The 20,201-nt window shown below is 60.1% G+C and carries 18 protein-coding genes, 1 tRNA gene and 1 pseudogene; 5 read left to right on the top strand and 15 right to left on the bottom strand.

What is annotated here, in order from left to right; all coding sequences use genetic code 11:
• Positions 1–27: 27 nt before the first annotated feature.
• From BV034_RS20830 to BV034_RS20815, 4 genes are read left to right on the top strand one after another with little or no spacing between them, the layout of a single operon-like run.
• Positions 28–3,909 (top strand): hypothetical protein, encoded by a 3,882-nt coding sequence (locus tag BV034_RS20830; RefSeq protein ID WP_050028905.1) that lies wholly within the window; start codon positions 28–30, stop codon positions 3,907–3,909.
• Positions 3,910–3,957: 48 nt separating this feature from the next.
• A complete protein-coding gene (locus BV034_RS20825; RefSeq protein WP_265593261.1) occupies positions 3,958–4,716 on the top strand; it encodes a hypothetical protein in 759 nt (252 codons plus the stop codon).
• Positions 4,717–4,718: 2 nt separating this feature from the next.
• Entirely contained in the window at positions 4,719–5,348 is a 630-nt protein-coding gene (locus BV034_RS20820) for a hypothetical protein (protein WP_050028903.1), read from the top strand.
• A 1-nt stretch (position 5,349) separates the two neighbouring features.
• On the top strand, positions 5,350–6,075 hold the full coding sequence (locus BV034_RS20815; RefSeq protein WP_050028902.1) for a hypothetical protein: 726 nt from the start codon (positions 5,350–5,352) through the stop codon (positions 6,073–6,075).
• A gap of 300 nt (positions 6,076–6,375) precedes the next feature.
• Here BV034_RS20815 and BV034_RS20805 read toward each other — a convergent pair whose 3' ends face one another.
• From BV034_RS20805 to BV034_RS20755, 11 genes are all read right to left on the bottom strand, one after another.
• Complete coding sequence (locus BV034_RS20805) at positions 6,376–6,858, bottom strand: hypothetical protein (RefSeq protein ID WP_265593260.1); 483 nt, start codon at positions 6,856–6,858, stop codon at positions 6,376–6,378.
• A 20-nt stretch (positions 6,859–6,878) separates the two neighbouring features.
• Entirely contained in the window at positions 6,879–7,967 is a 1,089-nt protein-coding gene (locus BV034_RS20800; protein ID WP_050028899.1) for a DUF5131 family protein, read from the bottom strand.
• Between the two features lie 24 nt (positions 7,968–7,991).
• Positions 7,992–8,855: a UvrB/UvrC motif-containing protein gene (locus tag BV034_RS20795; RefSeq protein WP_050028898.1), complete on the bottom strand. Its 864-nt coding sequence runs from the start codon at positions 8,853–8,855 to the stop codon at positions 7,992–7,994.
• Positions 8,852–9,343: a hypothetical protein gene (locus BV034_RS20790; protein ID WP_265593259.1), complete on the bottom strand. Its 492-nt coding sequence runs from the start codon at positions 9,341–9,343 to the stop codon at positions 8,852–8,854. Before BV034_RS20790 ends, BV034_RS20795 begins: the two co-directional genes overlap by 4 nt.
• Complete coding sequence (locus BV034_RS20785) at positions 9,340–10,728, bottom strand: CHC2 zinc finger domain-containing protein (RefSeq protein ID WP_050028896.1); 1,389 nt, start codon at positions 10,726–10,728, stop codon at positions 9,340–9,342. Before BV034_RS20785 ends, BV034_RS20790 begins: the two co-directional genes overlap by 4 nt.
• 8 nt (positions 10,729–10,736) lie before the next feature.
• A complete protein-coding gene (locus tag BV034_RS20780; protein ID WP_265593258.1) occupies positions 10,737–11,399 on the bottom strand; it encodes a hypothetical protein in 663 nt (220 codons plus the stop codon).
• 59 nt (positions 11,400–11,458) lie between these two features.
• Positions 11,459–12,406 (bottom strand): sigma-70 family RNA polymerase sigma factor, encoded by a 948-nt coding sequence (locus tag BV034_RS20775; RefSeq protein WP_050028894.1) that lies wholly within the window; start codon positions 12,404–12,406, stop codon positions 11,459–11,461.
• Positions 12,407–12,468: 62 nt separating this feature from the next.
• Positions 12,469–13,281, bottom strand: coding sequence for a hypothetical protein (locus BV034_RS20770; RefSeq protein ID WP_050028893.1), 813 nt, complete (start codon positions 13,279–13,281; stop codon positions 12,469–12,471).
• Complete coding sequence (locus tag BV034_RS20765; protein ID WP_050028892.1) at positions 13,278–13,607, bottom strand: hypothetical protein; 330 nt, start codon at positions 13,605–13,607, stop codon at positions 13,278–13,280. The genes BV034_RS20770 and BV034_RS20765 overlap by 4 nt, the downstream gene beginning before the upstream one ends.
• Positions 13,604–14,269, bottom strand: a complete 666-nt coding sequence (locus BV034_RS20760) for a hypothetical protein (protein WP_050028891.1) — start codon at positions 14,267–14,269, stop codon at positions 13,604–13,606. Before BV034_RS20760 ends, BV034_RS20765 begins: the two co-directional genes overlap by 4 nt.
• 26 nt (positions 14,270–14,295) lie before the next feature.
• Positions 14,296–14,371, bottom strand: a tRNA-Ala gene (locus tag BV034_RS20755).
• A gap of 264 nt (positions 14,372–14,635) precedes the next feature.
• Here BV034_RS20755 and BV034_RS20750 point away from each other — a divergent pair.
• Positions 14,636–16,315, top strand: coding sequence for a GMC oxidoreductase (locus BV034_RS20750; protein ID WP_050028890.1), 1,680 nt, complete (start codon positions 14,636–14,638; stop codon positions 16,313–16,315).
• Here the strand turns inward: BV034_RS20750 and BV034_RS20745 are convergent.
• The 4 genes and pseudogenes from BV034_RS20745 to BV034_RS20735 all read right to left on the bottom strand — a co-directional run bounded on the left by BV034_RS20745 (position 16,245) and on the right by BV034_RS20735 (position 20,192).
• The gene (locus BV034_RS20745; RefSeq protein WP_050028889.1) at positions 16,245–16,700 is read right to left on the bottom strand and encodes a cupin domain-containing protein; all 456 of its coding nucleotides are present in this window, start codon (positions 16,698–16,700) and stop codon (positions 16,245–16,247) included. The genes BV034_RS20750 and BV034_RS20745 overlap by 71 nt on opposite strands.
• Positions 16,701–16,735: 35 nt before the next feature.
• Positions 16,736–18,142, bottom strand: a complete 1,407-nt coding sequence (locus BV034_RS36295; RefSeq protein WP_265593271.1) for a hypothetical protein — start codon at positions 18,140–18,142, stop codon at positions 16,736–16,738.
• Between the two features lie 360 nt (positions 18,143–18,502).
• A pseudogene (locus tag BV034_RS36865) lies at positions 18,503–19,423 on the bottom strand (adenylate/guanylate cyclase domain-containing protein); the annotation flags it as partial.
• Positions 19,424–19,442: 19 nt separating this feature from the next.
• Positions 19,443–20,192 carry a glucose 1-dehydrogenase gene (locus BV034_RS20735; protein WP_050028887.1) on the bottom strand — a complete coding sequence of 250 codons (750 nt, stop codon included), beginning with the start codon at positions 20,190–20,192 and terminating at the stop codon, positions 19,443–19,445.
• Between the last annotated feature and the right edge of the window lie 9 nt (positions 20,193–20,201).

Raw genomic sequence — 20,201 nt, 5'->3', positions numbered from 1 at the left:
GGCTGGTGACACGCGGGGTGGACCAAGATGGCCATCAACATCACCAGCAATGACCCACGGCTTGCAGCTGCAACGCAGGCCATCGCCGCCCAGCGGCAGCTCGCGTCGGCGAACACGGCGGTCAACAAAGTCCGGGCCAGTGTCAGCGCCTGGCAGTTTGGCATGATCGACGCCCTTGCGACCGTCGCCAGCGGTGGATCCAAGATGGAGGCCGTGATGAGCGGCATCGGCACCGCCATCACCATCAAGCTGCTGGGCCCGCTCGGTCTCTTTGCTGGAGCAGCATATGCCGCGCTCAAGTCTGTTAAGGAACTCACCGTTGGACTGGCCAAGATGGGTACCCAGGGAGCGGGGGGGATGGAGACGGTGGTGAACCAGTTTCGCACCTTGTTAAAAGGCATGCAGTCGGCGCGCGAGAGAGCGCGGGAGCTACGGTCATTCGCCGACTTCACTCCGTTTGGGTTCAAAGATGTGAGTGGCGGAGACAAAGCTCTGCAGACACTTACCAAGGGGGCGTTGAGCACCAAAGACGGTCTGACCTTGGCGGGTGATGCCGCGGCCGTAGCCGGCACGCAGTTTGCCCAGATGGCGGGCTTGGTGGGACGGGTTTATGATGGCCTTTCGAGCGGGCGGCCGATTGGTGAAGTGCTCCAGCAGCTCCAGGAACTGGGGGTGGTTTCCGGCCAGACTCGGAACGCATTGGAAGCCATGCAGGCCAGCGGCGCCAGTTTCACAGACATGTGGAGGCTGTTTGAGTCTGATCTGAAACGCTCCCGAGGGGCAATGGACAACATTAGCAAGACTCTCGAAGGTCTGCAGAGCACATATGAAGATGCGACCGATACCATGTCTGCTGGGTTCGGTGAAGGTTTCCTGCAGGGCGAAAAGCAGGCGATCGACAGCATGACCAAGGCGGTGGAGCGACTGACGCCGGTGACGGACTACTACGGCCGCCTGCTGGGCAAGGTCATGGGGGTGCAGGACAAGATGCAGGCCAAGTTCATGGAAACTGCCACCAAGGTGCCCGGCATGGAGACGGCTCTGAAAGGAATCGGCACCACCGTATTGGCCGTGAGTGCCGCAATCCTGGGTAGCGCCCTCTACAAAGGGGTGTTTCGGGGCCTTGGAGCTCTGAAAGGAGCCTCCTTGGGAGCAAACACTGTGACGAAGGGTGCAGGTGGCTATGCTGTTGGAGCAGGTGCCTCGGTGAAGGACAAGGTCAAGAACGACCTGGCCGGCGCGGGGACCGCTGCAGGAGATGCCTTCCGGTTTGCCATGGCCCTGAGCATGCAGCAGGCTTTCTCTGCGCTGGTCAGCTCCGTGGGGAAGGTGGCCAGTGCCTTCCGTGCCGGCGGTCTGACGGCCTCGCTGATGATTCTTGGCAATGCCTTTAAATTTGTGGGTGCACAGATAGCGTGGATGGGCCGCATGCTGTTGGCCAACCCCGTGACGCTGGCGCTCGCAGCGGTGGCCACCGTCGGATGGATGGTCTATGACGCTTGGTCCCAAGCTCGAAAGGCGGTGGATGCCTACGGCAGTGCTACCGGGGAGATTCTTGCCCGTCTCAAGGGGCAGGCCGATGCCATCCAGACCGTGCAGGACCTCAGCAAAGCGTATGCGGATACGTTGCGAGAGCTGGGCAAAGCACATGAAGAGGCTGCGCGTGCTGCGGTGGCTGGCGACAAGGACATGGAGAGCGTGGCTAGAGGGCGCATCGCAGGCTTGAAGGTCCAGCAGATGGAACTGGAAAAGCTCCATCGCGCCAACCTACGGAGGCCCGAGGAGTACTACGAACGCCAGACCGGCCAACGCACGGATGCACGTGAGACAGCCGAAAGCCGGCGCAATACCCAGCAGGAATTGATGGGGAATGAGTCGAAACTGCGCGATTTGCAAGCGCAACGCGAAGAGATGGCCGCCCAGGCTGCGGTAGCGAAGCGACTCTTTGACGGGCTCACGCAGGTGCAGGATGCCCAGGCTGCTGGCGGCGATGCGGCAGTGAGAGCGGCGGAAAAGCTTGCGGAAATGCGGGGCGAAATGGCCAGCCTGCAGGCACGAGCTGAGCAGCTCCGGCCGCAGATGGTGAATATCGGAGCTCACGGTCTTGGTGGGATTCAGAGCTCCGTCCAGGTCGGGGATGCTCAGAAGTTCGAAGAAGCGCAGACTGCCATCGAGGCGTTGAGGTTGGGGATCGAGAAAGCAGAGGAGGCAGCTCAAGAAGTGGGGCAAAGTCTGCGGATTGCCCTGGATAGCGACAACGAATTGGCCATTCTGCAGCAGAAGCTGGCGCTCTATGATGCGTATCAATCGGCGGTGCAGAATGCTGCTGCCGCCAGACAGCGTCTCAACGAGTTGGTGAGCAATGGCGATGCCAATCCGGAAGAGCTAAGTTCAGCTGAGGACACTCTCAAGAAGTCCGAAAATGATCAGGCTTCGCTTAAACGAATTGCTGACCAGTCTGGTGTGGTGGTAGGACCTGAAGGTGCTGGCCAGTCTGCCACTCTGAAGCAGAGGCTCGCGGAAATAAAATCCCTGGCGTCTGAACAGGAGAAGATCGCGCGGCTGGCTGCCCAGGACCGGGCAATCGCACAGCAGGCGCTGGAGGTCTGGCGCTCGCGAAGGGCCATGGAGCTGCAGGTGGCCGAGCAGATCGCGGCCGCGACCGACAATGCCTATGAGGCCGAACTGAAGCGACTGGATCTCTCCCGCGAACGCCTGGCTCTCGAGGTGCAGGAGGCTGACAAAAAGGCCGAGATCATCGAAGCTGAAGGGCGGAGCCGTGCTGCAGCGCTGCGCAAGGCCGGCCGCGGTGGGGAGGCCGATTGGGCCGAAAAGAACGCCAGGGCGGCCGCTGATGCGACGCGCAGCCAGGCGCGTGCTGAGGAGGAGAGGCAGCGTAAAGGGGTGGATGCCGCGGAGGAGGCGTTCAAACGCGACCAGGCCCGCCAGCGGGCGCAAAGCGAGGCCGCCGTAGAAGCCGCCCGGATGCGGGAAGATGCCGCGGATCAACGCCGCCTGGGTAACCATGCCGGTGCCCGGGCTATCGATGAGGCAGCGGCCCGCAAGGAAGACGAGGTAGAGCGGCCGCTGATGGAGCGCCGGTACCGTGACCAGGGCATGAGCCCTGCCCAGGCCCAGGCCGAGGCCGATAAAGAACTGCAGTCCCGCGCACGTGGGAGGCAGCGCGGTCAGGCCGACGAAGGCCGTGAGGAGGGCTTTGCCCAGAATGAATCCAGTGGCCGGCAGCGGGCAGAGGACCTGCGCACTCGAGCCATGCAGGCGGAGATCCGCGGCTATGCTGACCATGCGGCAGCGCTGCGTGAGGCGGCGATCCAGACGGAGAAAGCCGCCACCTTCGAAGCCCGGGTCGTGGAGCGGATGGAGCGTGAAGGGATCACCCGGGATCAGGCGGTGGCGAAGGTAAAGCAGAGCGATGCCCAGGAGCAACAACAGCGGCAGATCGAAATGGACCAGGCCAAAAAGCGCCGTGACCTCGTCAAAGAGGGGCTCAAGAGTGAGAATAAGGCTCGACGCCGTGAGATGGGAGGCAATGAGGAATCTGCCGCCAGGGTGCGTGACAAGCAGATCCGCAAAGAGCGTGAGCAGGAACTGAAGGAAATGGGCGTGGATGAGAAGGAGGCTGCCAAACAAGCCAAGCGTGAGGAGCGGGATGCTCGCAGAAAGCGCCGTCAAGAGCAGGCGGGCGATGCCGACTATGAAAACAAGCCCGATCTCCGCCAGAGAGTCAGCACGCTGCAGCGGATCGGCGGTGGCGGTGCTGTGTATGGGGCGGGATCCCATGCGCCGAGAGACTTGTTTGGCCGACTGGACAAGATGATCAAGTACATGCAGGCCCAGCATGAAATGAACGTCCGGAGTGCCGGCAAGCGGGCCGCCGTCAAAATGTGAGGTTGACGCTGCCAGAGGGGCATGATCAGGGGCTATGGAAGCGCACAGGTGAGAATTCTGCCGGAGACGTGTCGTCTCCGGCAGAAGCGGCAGGGCCTGACCGATGGGGAGGCTCACTTTGAGATCCAGGGGCCCTTGGCCAACGCCTCAAGCCTGATCGCACAGTTGCCGCGCATTGGAGCCAATCACCCGTTCAGTTCCTTCGTCAAGATGGAGACCCGGGAGCTGGTCTACATCCCCAACGGGATTCGAGCGGAATGCAGATATTGCGGAGCTTCCGACGAAGATCTGGACCAGCCGGTGTACAGCCTGGTGATGGGGGTCGAGGAGCAGCCCATCGAGGTGCATCCGGATTTCGTGTCCCAGATCGGAGGCAGACCGAGTTCACCGCTGCATGGTGCAATGTTCGTGGATGCCTCTGGCAATCTCACCACCAATGACTTGGTAGGCACCTTTGCAGGATTCGGGACCATGGTGGCCACCGGCCCCAGTTCCTTTGCCGCCAACCCCTTTGCTGGCATCGAGGCCTTCCTGGACGTCACCGCGATCAGCTATCGCGAGCGATTTGTCAGCAGGAACCTTCCTTCGAACGACGTCAACCAGGTCGGGAAGATCTTCACCGCGTTGCCGGGCCCTGCGCCAGGCTTCGGGAACAGGAACTGGCTCTACGTGGGATATCAGATGGACCAGCGAGGTAGTCGATTCGTGGCAGGGGTGCCCCAGACCACCCAACGGGTGGTCTATGACATTGTAAGAGAATGGCGGCTGAGTGGCCGCGGCGGCTGGAACCCAACCATCTACGGATAGTCATGAGCCGCTTGTACCCCAACCTGGAGCCTCTTACTGCGGGCGATCCCGTCGAGGACTTCTTCTCCGAAGACAGGATGTCGGCCATCGAGTCGGCAGCGAGGAGCTCGATCACATCGGACAGTGTGAGAGGCGGCCCGGGAGTGTTCATCGGGCGCAGCGGCAATAGCGTCCGGATCCGTGTGAGAAGCGCCCGACGTGTAGCTGGAGCTGCAGCAGCGGAACACCCGTACAAAGTGACGGTCGAGCCTGCCAGCGGCACCATGGCTGTCACGGTTCAAGATGCCAACTTCGGCGCGCTGGTCCCGACGATCGGCGGCGTGCCCATCTCTGCTGGGCCATCGCTGACGGTGTCGGCGACAGGCACGTATCATATCCACCTCAAGGCAACGTTTACCCTGGTGAAGAACGATGATGAAACGGTCGTGACCGGTGGCGCTCTGGTCAGCGCCGCCATTGACTCCTACGCTGACGGAGAGCCATCACCAGGGGCAGGTGAGGCCTACGTCCGCCTTGCAACCATCATCAACGGGGTCTCATCCGGCAGTGTGCGCAGGACCAGCCTTGAGTGGAAGATCTGTGACGACGGCAGCGGGACGGGTACGGCCGAGGTGAAAATCGGCCCTGCATAAGATGATTGTCAAAGATTTTGAGTCTCTGCCAATGACACTCGGATGCCGGCACTGCTGCCCTCCGGCGCTGCTCACGTGTTTTGTGACAGTGGGAGGAAAGATGGGAGGTGGCGAGTTTGAGCGCGCAATCTGCGGTGCTTACGATCCGGAGACCAACGCCTACTACCTGCAACGTGAGGAGTTGGACACCCGCACGATCTGGACTGATCCTACTGACAACGCGTGCGCGACTCCAACGACCGAGGAGATCGATCCTCCACTGGCACCGGGTGTTGTAAACTACAGCAACCCCTCCGCCGTATTACCGGGCGGTACCGTGAGGGACAATGCCCAAAGTAACGCTGAGGTTGCTGCTGCAGCCATGGAGGGCTGGACCGTCTCTGGTGTTTTCAGCGCTCAGGTGTTCTATGGCCACGATAGCGATGTGGCCAAGGCGGAAGCGGTGGTAAGCCCCGGGTATGCGTGGAGGGTCATTGGCAATAGCGGGTATGTCCGGTGGCACTGGGTAATCACGCGGGCAACTGAGGAGTTCGACAGTGAGGTGATCATGTCTGAAGGGGATGAAGAGTACTCCTGGACGGCCGGCGAGGACATTGACCAGTTCATTGCCTTGCCTGTTGCTCCCGAAATCTCGCTGGAGTGGCCGCCCTCATCCGGACCGGCAGATAACATGGCAGCTGTCTATTGGTCGTTGGCTGTTACTTCCTATACCTGTGAGCCCCTGTAGTAATGAGTGCTGAATCGCTTGCCAGAATTGGCCGGGTAATGTGGAGGGAGCTCCACGAATACGCGTGCAGATACCCGACGGCCCCAACGGAGTGGGACAAAACGCGGGCGGTGCGTTGGTTGGAATGCTTTGGCCAGCGGCTGCCCAGCCAGGGGTGTGGATGCCAGGTCAAATGGCGGATGCTCCTGCAGGAGCATCCGCCGTGTCTGGAATCACGCGATCACTTTTGGAGGTGGACCGTGCAGATGCACGGTCTGGTAAATGAAGCGCTTGGCAAGCCAGCGAGAATTGAAGAGTTCCTCAATGCTCGGTGAATGTGTAAATCCCAGTTGGTTCATCATACCCCGGTTGGAGGATGACGACGTTGCCGTCGGGACGAAGCACCGGCAGCGGGCAGGGATGGACGCGCTTGATCTCCGGAAGGTCCTTCCAGAACTCCGGTGCGCTCAAGATGGTCTCGGCATCGGACTTGTTGAGGCTGCGGTCCACCTCGAAGTACTCGTCGTCGTCGTTGCGCCTTGGCTTGAAGTACGACACGTACTTTTCGATCTCTGACCGGAATACGATGTCGGTCATGGGCAGCATCTTCGGCTCGCCGGTGGGCGAGGGGAAGACGACGGCCTCGCCGCGCCGGAAGAATACATGCTTGCCCTGCAGGGCGGCGGCCGTCTCCTGGGCTGTGTCCAGGATCTTGGCGTTGTCCCCAGGCAGCATGACACGGACGAGGACGCCCCGCTTCTTCTTCTTCCCCTGGCTGGCCGAGGGGCCAGCAACTGTTTCCACGAGTCCGCTCACGATGTTGGCTATGTGTCATGGCCTGCTGCAAGGGTGGATTCCGCGGCTTGGGGGTGGGGCGGAGACTTTTGAATGGGGTTGCCGGCAATGTCCGGAAACTCATTCCACTCACGGCCGTCAAGGAGACGGTTGTTGTAAAAGCGGGGCTTGCCAGCGAGGTCCTCCCCCGGCGGCCTCTTCTTGCCCACGCGGGCTGAGCAGGGCTTCCAGTAGGCCCCTGTAGTAGTGTCGTCCCAGCGCTCGAGCGGGGGGTGGCCGGGGTTGATCCAGAAAATGCCGCCATCGTCCAGGACGGCCTTGCTCTTGCGCCGGTCGAACTTGCCTCCCACCCATTCTCCCCATTGCTTGAAGAAGAACGGAGTGCCCGTCATCTGGCATTGATCGCGCAGCGATCGAAAATGGGCAGGGTGGATGGCACGGGCCTGGCGGCCGCTCTCCCCGCCGGTGATGACCAAGTCGAGCCGATTGCCGACGACGCTCTCGCCAATCCAGGGCGTGCCCCCTCTGGTCGAAATCAAGTCAAGGGGCCCGCGAAGCGGCTCTGCTGAGATGCCCCTCCAGGAGCACTGGACCTTGTGGAGCTCCGGGATCCGGGCCTCAGCGGTGGCCTGGGTGGTCACGCTGCAGAGGGCCATCACGTTTGACGGCAGAGGGCCGTGTTTGTGGGTGAACCTGGCCAGACGGTCGGGCCGCTTGGTCAGCAGCATCCAAAAATGGCGGTCGCCCTGTTTGTTTTTTATGACCTCTACAACCTCCTCAAGCAGGAAGTCGTCGGTGACCGCACGGCTTATGAAATCGCCGAGGTCGCCCACGAAAATGATGCGGGGGAAGCCGTTGAACCATGGCTTGTCCGGACGGGCCTTGCCGCGGAGATCCTGCCATGCAGCGGCCTGGGCCATGCGCCCGGGGATCATACGCACCTCGTTGAATGAGGTGGCGTACTTGTCTGGAAAGGAGTGTGCGAGGCGGTTCTCGTGAATCTGGCGGGCGTAGCAGGCAGGGTGCTGCATGCCAGGACGGTAAAGTTCGCAGCCGTCGCAGCCGCTGGTGGGATTGATGGTGCTGTCGCACCACTCAATGAGAGTGTGGGAGCTCATGTGGGAGTGAGGAAGATGGGGGGCTCAAGCAACCTTGAGAAGGTCTCGCAGGATGATGGCGCGCTCGAAATTCTGGTCGTTGATGGCCGATTGTAGCTCTTGCTCGAGTCTTTCCCGGCGTCGCCGGGTGCCGCGACGCGGCATGCCGGGTGCCCAGTCAAACAGTTCGCTGCGCGACACCTGCAGCATTTGGTTGCTGCCAGTAGGCACGAATAGCCACATGCCATTTTGGTTGTTAAGACCTGGGTAGGCCTGTCCTTGCATGACGTTGCGGCCAAAATGATAGTGGCACTTGATTTGACCGGGAGTAATGGGTGATCCGTCTCGATCCTTGGCATGGCGTGGGCTAAGGAAGGCGGTGAGAGGATCCCCTCCACGATAGTGGCCGGAGGTCTTCACTGAATGGACCACCTTTTCGATGCCGGACAGCTTCGCATAGTCAGGCTCGCTCTGGTCCACGAGACCGAGGGTGGTTTCCCAAAACCTACAGACCTTCCGACGGGTGTTTTCGAACTCCAGGCCGATCATGTAGGGCATCATCGAGCGCTTGTCGAAGTCGTATCGGCCGCCGTTGGTGTTTTCGAAGTTCACATTCTGGAAAAAGGTGAACCGGCATTCATTGATCGCATTGTTTTGCGAGGGAGTCTGTTCGATGTACTCCCCGTGAAACTCAAGGTGCTTTCGGCGGCCGTAGCAGTGGCCACGCCCTGGACCGCTGGGATAGTATCTGGCGGACACTGGATCTTCAGTGACGACAAATCCCCAGGAGCGGAGCTGGTTCAGGGTGCGATGCCAAAAGGGACGAGCTGGTCCCGCTGGCAGGGTGAAGGTCAGATCGGTGCCTTGAGATGCGCGGTAGTGGGCAACAACAGGATGGCGGGAGCTCACAGTGTGATGATCCTCCTTTCCTCTGGAATCTTGCAGATGATCAGTGCCACCTTTTCGGTGCGGCAGATGAGGCTCTGGTCCTCCCCGTCGGGGAAGACGTCTGCGTAGTGGGTCATGGTATAGAGCGCCGTTGCCAGGCGCTGGCAGACCGTGATGGGAATGACTCTGCCGGCGTTCTCTCCAAGTTCGTTGAGAGCCGGTGAACACTCAGCATGAAGTTGGAGGATGCCCTGGGCGCCGATCATGAGCTCGATGGAGTACCCGTCCAGAGGCGGTGGAACGTCACGGGTGACCCCCATGTCGTAGAGGACGTGATGCTGCATGTCCTTGGTCACCTGCTGAGCCAGCTGCAGGCAGGCGGAGCAGAGGCCGGGAGCCGCCCAGTGGCAGGGCTCGCCGGAGCGCTCGATGCGCTGGCTGCAGTCGTTCTCCCTGCAGCCGCAGGCCTGGCACATCGCGATGGGTTGGGAATTCTCACTGGGAGTCATGGTGTTGCGGTAGTAGTGGTTGAGTCGGTGGGGGATTCTTCAGCGATCGTCTCCGGGGCGGGCACGGTGTCGTTCCAGGCTTTGAGGGCTTGTTCGAGGTCTTTGAACAGATCCTCCGAGACTTGGAGTTTCTCCCAGTGCTGGCGCCACCTTCGGACGTTCTTGCGGCCTTTCGGCCTGCCCTTGTCTCGCAGGACAAAGCGGGCGGCGCGGCCCAAGGCATCTTCGCGATCGCTATTGGCGCGGCACCATTTGAGGAAGGTCTCGCGTTTGGCGCGCTTCGGTGCCGCCTTGAGCTTCTCCCGGATCATTTCCAGGAACTCAGGTCCACTGAACAGGCCTGCTTTGTATAGATCGTTGAGGTCCTTGTGGGGGCCCGACTGAGGCTGGAAACAGATGACCCTGGCTACTTTTTCACGGAGCTGGTCGAGGAAGCCGCCTTCATCGTGCCAGGCGTTGCCGGCGCGGTCGTTGTCTCCGATGCAGATGGCAGAGGCCTGCCTGTCGAGGGGGTAGTCTTTGAGGAAACGGCTGCTGCCAGTACTGCCACGCAGTCCCACAATGACGCAGCCCGGAGGCATGCTCTCCGGAGTGCTCCAGGCACAGGCATCTGCGAGTGCCAGCGCGTCCCACTGGCCTTCCAGCACAAAGAGCCATCTGGCGCCGTTGAGATTGCCCCAGACAAAGGGCCATGACCGCACGGGGGTGTCCTGGGTGCTCTTGGGGTCATAGTGCCAGGTGGCTTTGGTCCCGTCTTGATTGCCGTTGGAACCAGGCGCAAGCCGCACGTGGATGCTGATGGGAACCGGCTCGTAGGTCGGTGGCACTCCCTCTGCTGCAGGGCGCGTACAGTGGCCTGGGGCATTGATAAGAAATGCCTCGCGGATCGCTCCCCAGTACTCCCAGAGACCCATCAGATGGGCTTTTGCGGCGTTGAGCACAATCTCTGGACTGAGGCCCCTCCAGGATGCGATGCGGTCGATCTGGCGCCGGTCTGCAGCGAGGCTCTCACAAGAAGCATTCCATCGAGCGAGACGGGACTCTGGCAGGGGAAGAGAAACCGCGTCGGGCTTTGCGGGTGCCGTGGCCTTGCGGATAGCTGACGTAAGGGGAGAGGCGCTGTTGAGCCGGTCCACTGCATCCTTGAACTCCAGGCCATCGAGTTCCTTGAGAATGGTGAAGATATCACCCACCTTCCCGCATCCGTAGCAGTAGAAATGGTGGTCCGGATAGACACGGAAGGACGCTGTCTTTTCCTCATGGAAGGGACAGGTGCACGCGAAGGCCCCCTGGGAGGGCTTGCTGAATTCCAGCCCCCGGAGTTCGAGGAACTCTTTCAGAGGGTGCCGGGCTTTGATCTCCTGAATTTCAAGCTCAGAAAGCATAGGAAGGGCTATTTGCAGTCGTTGATGAAGTCCTGCATGGCCTCTGGTGTGGAGATTTGGCCCTTCATGAGCAGTATGAGGCCCAACTGAGCTCCGGCATGGTTGGCCGTCATGGGGTGTGACTTTAGGTCTGAAGCCAAGCTCGCCAGCGCTTGATTCAAATCGCCAGTGTCGCAGTACTGCAGAGCCCGATGTTTACACCATTCCAGATGCTCTGCGCGGGTGGCGTCGGGGCCGTATTTGAAAGGCTTTTCGGATGAAGATTGTCTGGTTTGTTGACCCTGAAGCGTCTTCTGAATATGGGCAAGCTCAGCTACAAGGAGGTCAGGAGTGTAGCCTTGATCGATACTGAATTGGATGAGGTTGGCCAAGTGGTGCGCCGATCGAGCGGGCACTGTGAGGGTCACGCAACTTGTGTAGTCTTGCTCCATGGCCACAGGTCCGTGGTAGATCCATCGGGCACGCACTTTGTCGCCTTCCACATAGTTTGCTGCTTCGACATGGACCGGCGTCGGTTCATCGTTTTGAGTGTCTCTCCAGGAGCGCGTGGGGGAATAGTAAAAGCGGTGGTCGGTCTCCCGGGGGATCCAAATCAGCATCCTGCCACCAGGCTCCGCTTGTGGGAGCCTGTGGGAAATGTTTGCGAGATCAGAGATGGTGGGGGTGGTCATGGTTCTAGTAGTTGACGGGGGAGGTGGTGATGGCCCAGACCCAGGGATTTTTTTGGGAGTCATGCCGCGATTTGAGTAAGGTGCCTGCGCAAATGGGAGAGTGCCCCTTGTTCGATCTGGCGAACCCGCTCGTGGCTCAGATTGAACTGCATACCGATCTCGCGATAAGTGGCCTGGTCGAAAAAGCGTTTTTGAAGCACCAGCCGTTGGCGTTCGGGGAGCTGGGGAAGCAGCTTCTCTACAGCCTCGAAGAGCTCTTTGGTCTCTATCGAGTGAGTGATGTTCTCGTTAGTGCCGAACGCAACGTCGAGCAGGGTTTCAGCGTCGGGACCATCGCCGACGGGTGCGTCCAAGTAGACGATCCTTGCCAGATGTGACTTCCGAGATGGAAACGTTACTGGAGACGCTTGCTTTGTGGCATAGATGCGGATGGAGCGGGTGATGGCGCGACAGCTGTAGGTGAAGAAGGATGCCCCGCCGGTAGGCGACCATGTCTTGGTTAGTCGCATTGCTTCCAAAGTCCCTATCTGAATGAGCTCTTTGGGATCGGCGTGAAAGCGCTGGGCGTAGATGTTTGCCTGCCTGACGATCCATGGATCTACCAGCGTGATCAATTTCAATTGAGCATTGCGAGTGTGCTGGTTTTCTCCTGTGCTGTTGCGGCCGCTCGCTACGGCTACAGGGAGGCATTCAAGGTTGTCTATGCTGCAGTTCCGCTTGTCTCCGTCTTTGAATACGACATTCCAGCCATGGGGAATCGGGCCATGGTGGTCCATCCATACCACACGCTGCAGAAGATGTTCCCCATGCCCCTTCCTGCAGGTGCGGCGGAGATAGCCGTTCTTGCCTGGGGTGTAGCTCTGCCCCCCATAGACTACTGGGATGTGCATCTTCCGCTTGAGCGTTTGTCTGCGACTTGCGAGCAGTTCGTGCATTGACTGACGGCTGCGCCCCCAGATCGCCCCCACCTTCGCCAGAGAGCGAACGCGGAGGTAGTCTGCATACATGGCGTCCACGGTGGCCTCAGGAAGGCCACCGCGGCCGTAATGGCCTTTTTCGCGATCTGTGGTCATGCGGCACCGAGGCTGGCTTTGACGCGGGCTGCGAGCTCGAGCAGAGGCTCGACTTCTTCGAGAAACGCCTGTCTCGTTTCTGGCTCCCACTGGAGAATCTTGTCCGTACCGCCCACCTGGGTGTGCCAGCGCTTGAAGGTCGTGGTGATGAGGCCGTTGATCACAACGATGCCGCTGCCGCGACCGCTTTGTTCTTTTATCCCCTCCTCGGTCATGATCTGGCCCGCATCGATGGAGCGCTTCAGAGCCAACGCCGATAGAGAGTGTTTGCGGGCGAGTTTCGCCCACTTCTCTTGCTCGGCATGGCTGTCCGGGAACTTCTGCCCCAAGATGTAGGAAAGGTCGGCAGTGAGACGGTAGTGCTCACGCAGAAGGATCGGGACCTTGGCAATCGCTTCAGCCTTCGATACCTCCATGAAGTCAAACTCGAGCTGGCTGAGGCATTCCTTTGCGAAAGCTTCGCCATGGGTAGTGACGGTGTAGGAAATCACGTCTGCCAACGCGGCATGATACATTTGATTGATCATGCGGAGGCGCTGCAGGAGGAAGGCGCACTGGTCCCGGCTGAGATCCTTCGTGATGCGCACCCCTGCAGGAGTGATGTCCACGCCAAAGAGCAGCTCACCGCTTTGGCGAAGGGCGAGGGCCTGCTCAAGACCGGTACCAGTGAGGCCGATGCATTTCCCGTTGGGGATGCGCTTGATGACGCCAGCATCCAGCCCAGCCGCAATGAGCTCGGGAGCAAAGTCCACTTCGGGGAGAGGCCTCTGCTGGAGTCGATCAATCAGAGGGAGCAACTTCGGGTTCACGGAGCAACACCCTCCTTTCCATCACGGAGGATTGCGGCGGTAGCAGCCTGGCGGGCCTCGCGAGCGGCCTTGACTCTCTGCTTCTTGTTGAGGTGGGGGCGCGCAAGGAGGGTGACTCCTCCGCCCTCATTCATAGTGCACCGCTGAAGGCGTCCGTCTTGGCCTGTGATGTAAAGCTGGGATCCCAGGCGGCCGACTTTGCCGGCGTTCTGGGTGCCTCCCAGGACGGTCTTGACCAGTCTCCGCTGTTTGCGATGTTTGCGGGGAGGGGCCTCGTTCGTTGTGGACGGGGTGGCGGCAGGGTTGGGGTCGGTGTTGCTATTCATGATGATGGTGCTGATGCCTTTTTCTTTCTCCAGTGTTTGGTCCGTTGGGCGACGGAGAGGGCTGCGCACGCGGCGGCACTCTTTGAATGAGGGCCGCGTGGCAGGTGGAGCTCCCGCTCCCAAAAGCGTTTCTTCTTGCTCACGGCCTCTGGCGAGACGCCGATCTCTTTGGCAAATTCCCGTAGGCTTCCGAGTCCATTGAGGGCGCCCATGTTGCAGGCGAAGGCCAGGCCGGCGATGCTGACCTTGGGGTTGGGCTCGTTGATCAACGGCCCGGCTATCCGCGCAATGTAGTTTGCATTGGCGGCGGTGGCGGCCTGTTTGAGGCCTTCTGCATGCCATCGGGCAAGCTCGGCCGCCAAGGTGGCAGGCAGGTTAAAGCGAGTCACCAACTCGTCGGTGAGATTGGCCTGCTGGTCATCGAGCTTGGTGAAGTCGAATGACTCTGCGGCACGAGGGTGCTCGGCCGCATCTCCCTCTTCATGGGGGGAGTGGCCAGAAACTTTGTGGGTGTCGGACGCAGGGCCGGTAATACCCTGCGCAATGAGCTTGTTGCGCTCTGCCGAACTGAGTTGCTTCCACCAGACCTGCCACTCTGCGTTGGCGTCCTGACGAAGCTTTTGCCGGGCGAAGTCTCCCGACATTTCGTCGGAAGTGGTCATGCCAAGTGGTCAAAATCTACGTAACTTGGTGGAGATAAGGGGATTCGAACCCCTGACCTTCTCATTGCGAACGAGACGCTCTACCAACTGAGCTATATCCCCAAGCAGACTGAATGGTGTGAGTTCGGCTTTGGCAGCCTGACACCTACCCCCAGCACGACTCGTACTCTGCTACGGGAGTTTCTGGCTGCAAGCGGAAAAAGCGGGGGAAGTCGCAGCGAGGCCTTGCCGCCTCCTGAGATGGGGCGGTGTTGCTTTCCTGGGAGCGAGTGAGGATGGTGGCCAGAGGAGAGGATTTATTTCCATATCGCTATTGAATATGCTGGCGCGGTTTGCCCGCTTTTTGCTCCAGATGGGAACCGACGTATGGCTTTCACACCTGAGACCTATCAGAACTTTGTGGCCGCACCCAGCGTGGGACAGTCACGATTGTTTCCCCAGTATTGGGGGAGCCGGACGGATTTCGATATCATCATCATTGGATCGGGAATGGGGGGAGGTGTGCTGGCCGATGACCTCGCCGAGCGTCTGGGCACGACCAAGCGCATCCTGGTGCTGGAAGCGGGCTCCTATCTCTACCCGACTCATGTTTACAACGTCTGCCGATTCCCCAACTCGGCGGTGGCCCGGCACTTTGCCTGCAAGACCTTTTGGCAGCAGGGAAACGAGAATAGCCCAAACTACATTCACGAGCAACCGCAGCTCAACTTCGGCGGACGTTCCATCTTTTGGTCGGGACTGATCCCCACTGTGCAGGGCTGGGAACTGGAGTTCTTCCCTGACGCTGTTCGTTCAGATCTCACCGGTGGCTTGCTGAACAAGGCGGGCGAGAAGATGAACGAGTCTGCCACCCTCGGCGCCACGGCACAGGCGATCGTTTCCAGACTTCGCCAGAGTCCGTTGGCGCAGGATTTCTCGATACAAGAAACTCCCCGTGCCCTACACCAACCGTATCTCTCGCGCGACGGAGTGCCGAAGGATCAGTTTTTCACAGAACCCACCGGCGTGTTCAACACGGCCGAACTGGTCATCAATCAGCTCGGACTCACGCCGGGCATGAACAACCCCAACGGCCCCGGGCTTCATCTGCTGCTCAATCACTATGTCGAGGATGTTCAGGCTCTTGGAGCGAACGCTTATCAGGTGGTGGCGCGTGACACGTTGAGCGGCCAGGCAAGGATTTTTCAAGCCGCCGTGGTGATACTTGCCGGGGGCTCCATCGAAAGTCCCAAATTGTTGCGGCGGTCCAGTCTGTATGGGACTCTCCCTGCCACGGTGAAACCACTGGTGGGCAATGGCCTGACGGACCACCCCACCACCGCTGAGGTGAACACTTTCGTGACCAACATCGGGAATGTGCCCATTCCGCGGGACTCCCATGCCAAGATCATCTTCTACTCACGCGGGCGCAGGGACGGGAACAATCAGACACGATACCCCTTCAACGTGGAGATGAACGTGAATCACGAGTACTGGCATCTGAGGGAGAATGACCCTGGTGCCGAGGAGCCAATGGGGGGAGGTGGGGCCTCGCGAGTGGACATCAAGTTCAGCTTCGGTAACTGCATCTACGGTGGCAACGAGATCAAGCCGGCACCGCCGTTCCAATACGTGCCGGAAATTGCGTTCCGCAATTTGAATTGGGCGGACCATCTGGCTGGATCCCGTTTTCCTGCCCTGGCGGGCTGGCAGAAGAGTCCGACGGAGATCTTCTCCGTGCTCAATGAAGTGACCTATCAGATCTTCTCCCAGTTTCAGATCCATGGCCAAGCCGCGAGACCGGAGAATGAGCAGTGGTACGGTCAGAATGGCAAAGGCTTTGGCAGAGGGACTGTGCATCATGCTGTGGGGACGCTGCGGATGCCATTCCGCTGGACCTATGATCGTTCCTTTGAGCCGATCTCAGTGGTGGACCAGGACCTCCGAGTGGTCGGGACATCGGGAATGTATGTGTGTGACATGTCTGTCATGCCCTTTAGTTCGGCGGCGAATCCGGTGAGGACTCTGGTGGCTCTGGCGCTGCGGCTTTCTGCGCACTTGGGGTAGAGGCAGGCAAAGGGATCATGTTGGGTGCTCCCACGTTCCGGACAATAAATGCGAGCACTTGAGCAGTGGTGGGACAGGGATTAATGGAAACAACATGTGTGGAGTGTGGCGGTTCGAAGAAACGATCTCCTGCGGCCAGATGCTGAAGCGGTTGACCTTCGAGCTGGAACTCCAGCTCACCCGCAAGCACATATCCCACCAACACACCGGGATGACGATGCGGAGGGGTCGAATCACCCGGGGAGAAGGTCGCCAGCAACAGGACGATCTCACGGGTTGGGTCGCCGGGATAGGGCTCGCGAAGCAATTCGATGGGGCCTGCCTTTACGCTGGCATTGGCCGTGGCCCTCAGGATGGCCTCTTCACTTTGTGGTCGGTTGGCCATCAGTGGACTGGCTCTTCCTGCGATGGGAGTTGCAATCATTTTGGGTTGGTTGGGGTGAAGGAGTCACTGTGCAGCGCCAGAGCGACTGCGGCATCGAAGCCGAGGTCGAGACCTTCGCAGCGGGCGGCTTCGATGTTTGATCCGGTTAAATCTGGGGCGGCGGTCATCACGGCTTTCAAGGCGGGGTGTTCTGGCGCGTGGGGAACAAGACCGAGGCGAGTGCGCTGAGTTTCACTTGCGCCGAAGAGTCGTGCTGCGCGCTCGAAGTCACGCTCTGCGATGGCAAGGGTCGCGAACGCATCCAGCTGGTAGGTCATTCCCCATCTATTTCCCACCACGAGTCCACCGCTCAGGCTTTGCGCCAGGTGCTCGCGGGACATGGCGTGCTGGCCCAAGACCATCGCATTCACGCCAACGCCCCATGCCAATATCGTCCACTGCCAGGCATCATCGAGATCGAGGTAGATGGCGAGGCTCTCAACTTCCAGCGCGAGGGCTTGCACAAAGTTCCCCTCGACCGCACAGAGGACTGCGCGAACATGCTGAACGTGGGCGGTGAGACGGGCGTCCGCCACCTGGTCGGCCAGGGAGACGGCCTCATCGAGCAGGATGGCCGCGCAAGGAAGATCCTGAGTGTCCAGGGCGAGGAAAGCGAGATCGGCCAAGGCCTGGGCAACTCCTCGCAGGTCGCCCAGTTCGCGGAAAATAGTGAGTGCTTCACTATGACGAGTGTGTGCCTCGGGCATGTCGTCAGCGACCCAGGCGAGGCGCCCGGCCGCGGCGAGGCCGTAGGCGCGGATACTATCACGTGCAGCGTTTTCAGGATGGGCCAGTAGCTTGTCCAACTGTGCACGACCTTCCCTGAAGTGGCCTCGCACTTCGATGTAGCGCTCGATGGAGGTCCAGAGGCGCAGTCCTTTTGCTGCTTCACCGGGCAGATTGAGGCTGGTCTCCACCGCGTAACGGAGGTTTGTCTCCTCGAACGCCATGCGCTCCAGGTATTCCCATTGTTTCGGTCCAAGGAGATGGGGGGCTGCGTTGTCACAGACTCCGGCAAAGTAGTCGAGGTGCCGCCGTCGAAAGTGGTCGTGCTCGCCTGCTTCGGCCAGCTTTTCGCTGGCGTACCCCCAGATCGATTCGAGCATGAAATACCGCGCATCGCGCTGGGATGGCTTCTCCACCTGGACGAGCGATTTGTCCACCAGACGGGCAAGCAGATCCATGATCTGTGAACGCTGCAAATCGTCCCCAGCGCACACCGCCTCGATCGCTTCGAGGGTGCGTCCTTGCGCGAAGGCAGCGAGGCGGCGGAAGAGTGTGCGCTCTGGCTCGCTGAGCAGGTCATGGCTCCAGTCGATCAGGGCGCGGAGCGTCTGTTGGCGTGGCACCGCAGTGCGGCTGCCTGTGGTGAGCAAATGAAAACGCTCGTCCAGTCTCTCCACGATCTGCCGGGCTGTGAGCACGCGAAGGCGGGCGGCGGCCAGTTCAATGGCCAGCGGGATGCCGTCCAGTCGACAGCAGATCTGCGCGACGAGGTGGAGGTTGTCAGGGCTCAACAGGAAGCTGGGACTGACGGCAGTGGCCCGGTCGAGGAAAAGCCGGACCGATTCGAACTGTGTCAGTTGCTCGACGACCGCCGATTCGCACGGGATTTGGTGTCGATGATCTGGCAACGAAAGCGGTGGGAGAGGCCATGCCCTTTCGCCCGCGATGCCCAAGGGCTCGCGACTGGTGGCCAAAATGTGGAGTTGAGGACAGGTGCGCAGAAGGGCCTCAGCCAGATCTGCGCTGGCGGTGATGACGTGTTCGCAGTTATCGAAGATCAGCAGGAGGCACTTTTTGCAGATGAACCTGGAAAGTGTTGCAATAAGTGCCTGCTCAGACTCCCGACGCAGATCGAGTGCAGCGGCGACGCTATCCACGACAATGCCAGAATCAGTGATGGCGGCGAATTCCGCAAATCGTATGCCATTTGGAAACTGATCGTGAAGTTCGGCCGCCGCCTGCAAGGAGAGTCGCGTCTTGCCGATACCTCCCGAGCCCGTGAGGGTGAGCAAGCGTGTGCACCCAAGGAGGCGTTTGACTTCAGCAAGCTCGTGCTCACGCCCAACAAAGCTCGTGAGCTGCAAAGGCAAATTGTTTGGCGCGCATTCCAGAGACCGCAGGGGTGGGAAATCCGATGGGAGATCGATGGCGGTGAGTTGAAAGAGATGCTCGGAACGAGCAAGATCGCGGAGTCGATGCTCGCCGAGCGCCCGCAGATGCAATCCTTCTGACAGGTGATCCCTGACGAGTTCCTCTGTCGGCAATGAAAGCAGAACCTGTCCGCCATGTGCCGAGGCGAGAATGCGCGATACCCGATTGAGCGCCTGGCCAAAGTAGTCATCGTCGCGCAACTCCGCGGTCCCTGTATGCAAAGCCATTCGCACTTTAATACCACTGGCGCACTCCCAACGTGTCGCATGCAGAGCCCGCTGCGCCTGCTTCGCACCCCGTAGCGCATGCTGCGCCGCGTCGAACGCGACGCAAAAGGCATCGCCGACGGTCTTAAAAATGAACCCACCGTTCTCCTCGAACGCATTGCGAAGAAGTCGATCATGTTGCGCCAGATCTGAGCGCATGGCAGTTGGCTGCCGTTCCCATAGCTTGGAGCTGCCCTCAATGTCGCTGAACAGGAAGGTGATCGTCCCCGTAGGTGGGTGAAGCAGCGGGGGGCGTTTCATGGGAACGTAGGGTTCCGATTTAGCGAGCCCCGCCGCCGACGCGGATGGTCTCGCCGGTGATCCACGCCGCGGCATCGGAGGCAAGGAAAACGGCGGCCGCGGCGATGTCTTCCGGCTCGCCCAACCGGCCAAGCGGAGTGATGGAAGCATAGTGCTTGATGCTTTCCTCACTCATGAGTCCCTCGGACGCTGTGCCCTCGCTACGTGTGTAGCCTGGCGCGATGGCATTGATCCGGATGCCTCGGGCTCCAAGCTTAGAGGAAAGACCTTGGGTAAGGCTTTGTACGGCGGCCTTCGTGGCAGAGTACAGGATGCCATTGGGCAGGGAACGACTGCCTGCAAGTGAGCTCAGATTGATCACCCGTCCGCCATGGAAGCCGAATTGTTTGATCGCCTCCTGAATGGTCAGGATGGGCCCAAGCACATTGGTGGAGAATTCGCGGTGGAACTCGTCCACCGAGATGTCCTCGAAAGGTTCAAAGCGGAAGACCCCAGCGTTGTTCACGAGGATGTCGAGCCGGCCAAACGTGGCTTTGGTTTCTGCGAACAGATGCTCGACGTCTTTCGGATTGGAGACATCGGCTTTGACGGCGATGGCATGGCATCCGGCGTCCGCGAGTTCAGCGAGCACATGATCGGCACCTGCCTTGCTGGAGGCATAGTTTACGACCACGCTAGCACCTTCAGTGCCGAATGCTTTTGCGATGCCTGCACCGATGCCCTTTGAGGCGCCGGTGACGATGGCGACTTTTCCGTTCAGAAATTTCATGATAGTGTT

Source organism: Verrucomicrobium sp. BvORR034, assembly GCF_000739635.1.
GTDB lineage: Bacteria > Verrucomicrobiota > Verrucomicrobiia > Verrucomicrobiales > Verrucomicrobiaceae > Verrucomicrobium.
The sequence above is the reverse complement of the archived record's forward strand: the minus strand, read 5'-3'. Positions and strand labels throughout refer to the sequence as shown.

Bases quoted from the DNA above. Each gene is read 5' to 3' on its own strand.
- BV034_RS20815 (WP_050028902.1), top strand. From the start codon at position 5,350: ATGATTGTCAAAGATTTTGAGTCTCTGCCAATGACACTCGGATGCCGG.
- BV034_RS20765 (WP_050028892.1), bottom strand. From the start codon at position 13,607: ATGAATAGCAACACCGACCCCAACCCTGCCGCCACCCCGTCCACAACG.
- BV034_RS20800 (WP_050028899.1), bottom strand. From the start codon at position 7,967: ATGAGCTCCCACACTCTCATTGAGTGGTGCGACAGCACCATCAATCCC.
- BV034_RS20790 (WP_265593259.1), bottom strand. From the start codon at position 9,343: ATGACTCCCAGTGAGAATTCCCAACCCATCGCGATGTGCCAGGCCTGC.
- BV034_RS20760 (WP_050028891.1), bottom strand. From the start codon at position 14,269: ATGACCACTTCCGACGAAATGTCGGGAGACTTCGCCCGGCAAAAGCTT.
- BV034_RS20735 (WP_050028887.1), bottom strand. From the start codon at position 20,192: ATGAAATTTCTGAACGGAAAAGTCGCCATCGTCACCGGCGCCTCAAAG.
- BV034_RS20775 (WP_050028894.1), bottom strand. From the start codon at position 12,406: ATGTATGCAGACTACCTCCGCGTTCGCTCTCTGGCGAAGGTGGGGGCG.
- BV034_RS20820 (WP_050028903.1), top strand. From the start codon at position 4,719: ATGAGCCGCTTGTACCCCAACCTGGAGCCTCTTACTGCGGGCGATCCC.
- BV034_RS20750 (WP_050028890.1), top strand. From the start codon at position 14,636: ATGGCTTTCACACCTGAGACCTATCAGAACTTTGTGGCCGCACCCAGC.
- BV034_RS20780 (WP_265593258.1), bottom strand. From the start codon at position 11,399: ATGACCACCCCCACCATCTCTGATCTCGCAAACATTTCCCACAGGCTC.
- BV034_RS20745 (WP_050028889.1), bottom strand. From the start codon at position 16,700: ATGGCCAACCGACCACAAAGTGAAGAGGCCATCCTGAGGGCCACGGCC.
- BV034_RS20830 (WP_050028905.1), top strand. From the start codon at position 28: ATGGCCATCAACATCACCAGCAATGACCCACGGCTTGCAGCTGCAACG.
- BV034_RS20785 (WP_050028896.1), bottom strand. From the start codon at position 10,728: ATGCTTTCTGAGCTTGAAATTCAGGAGATCAAAGCCCGGCACCCTCTG.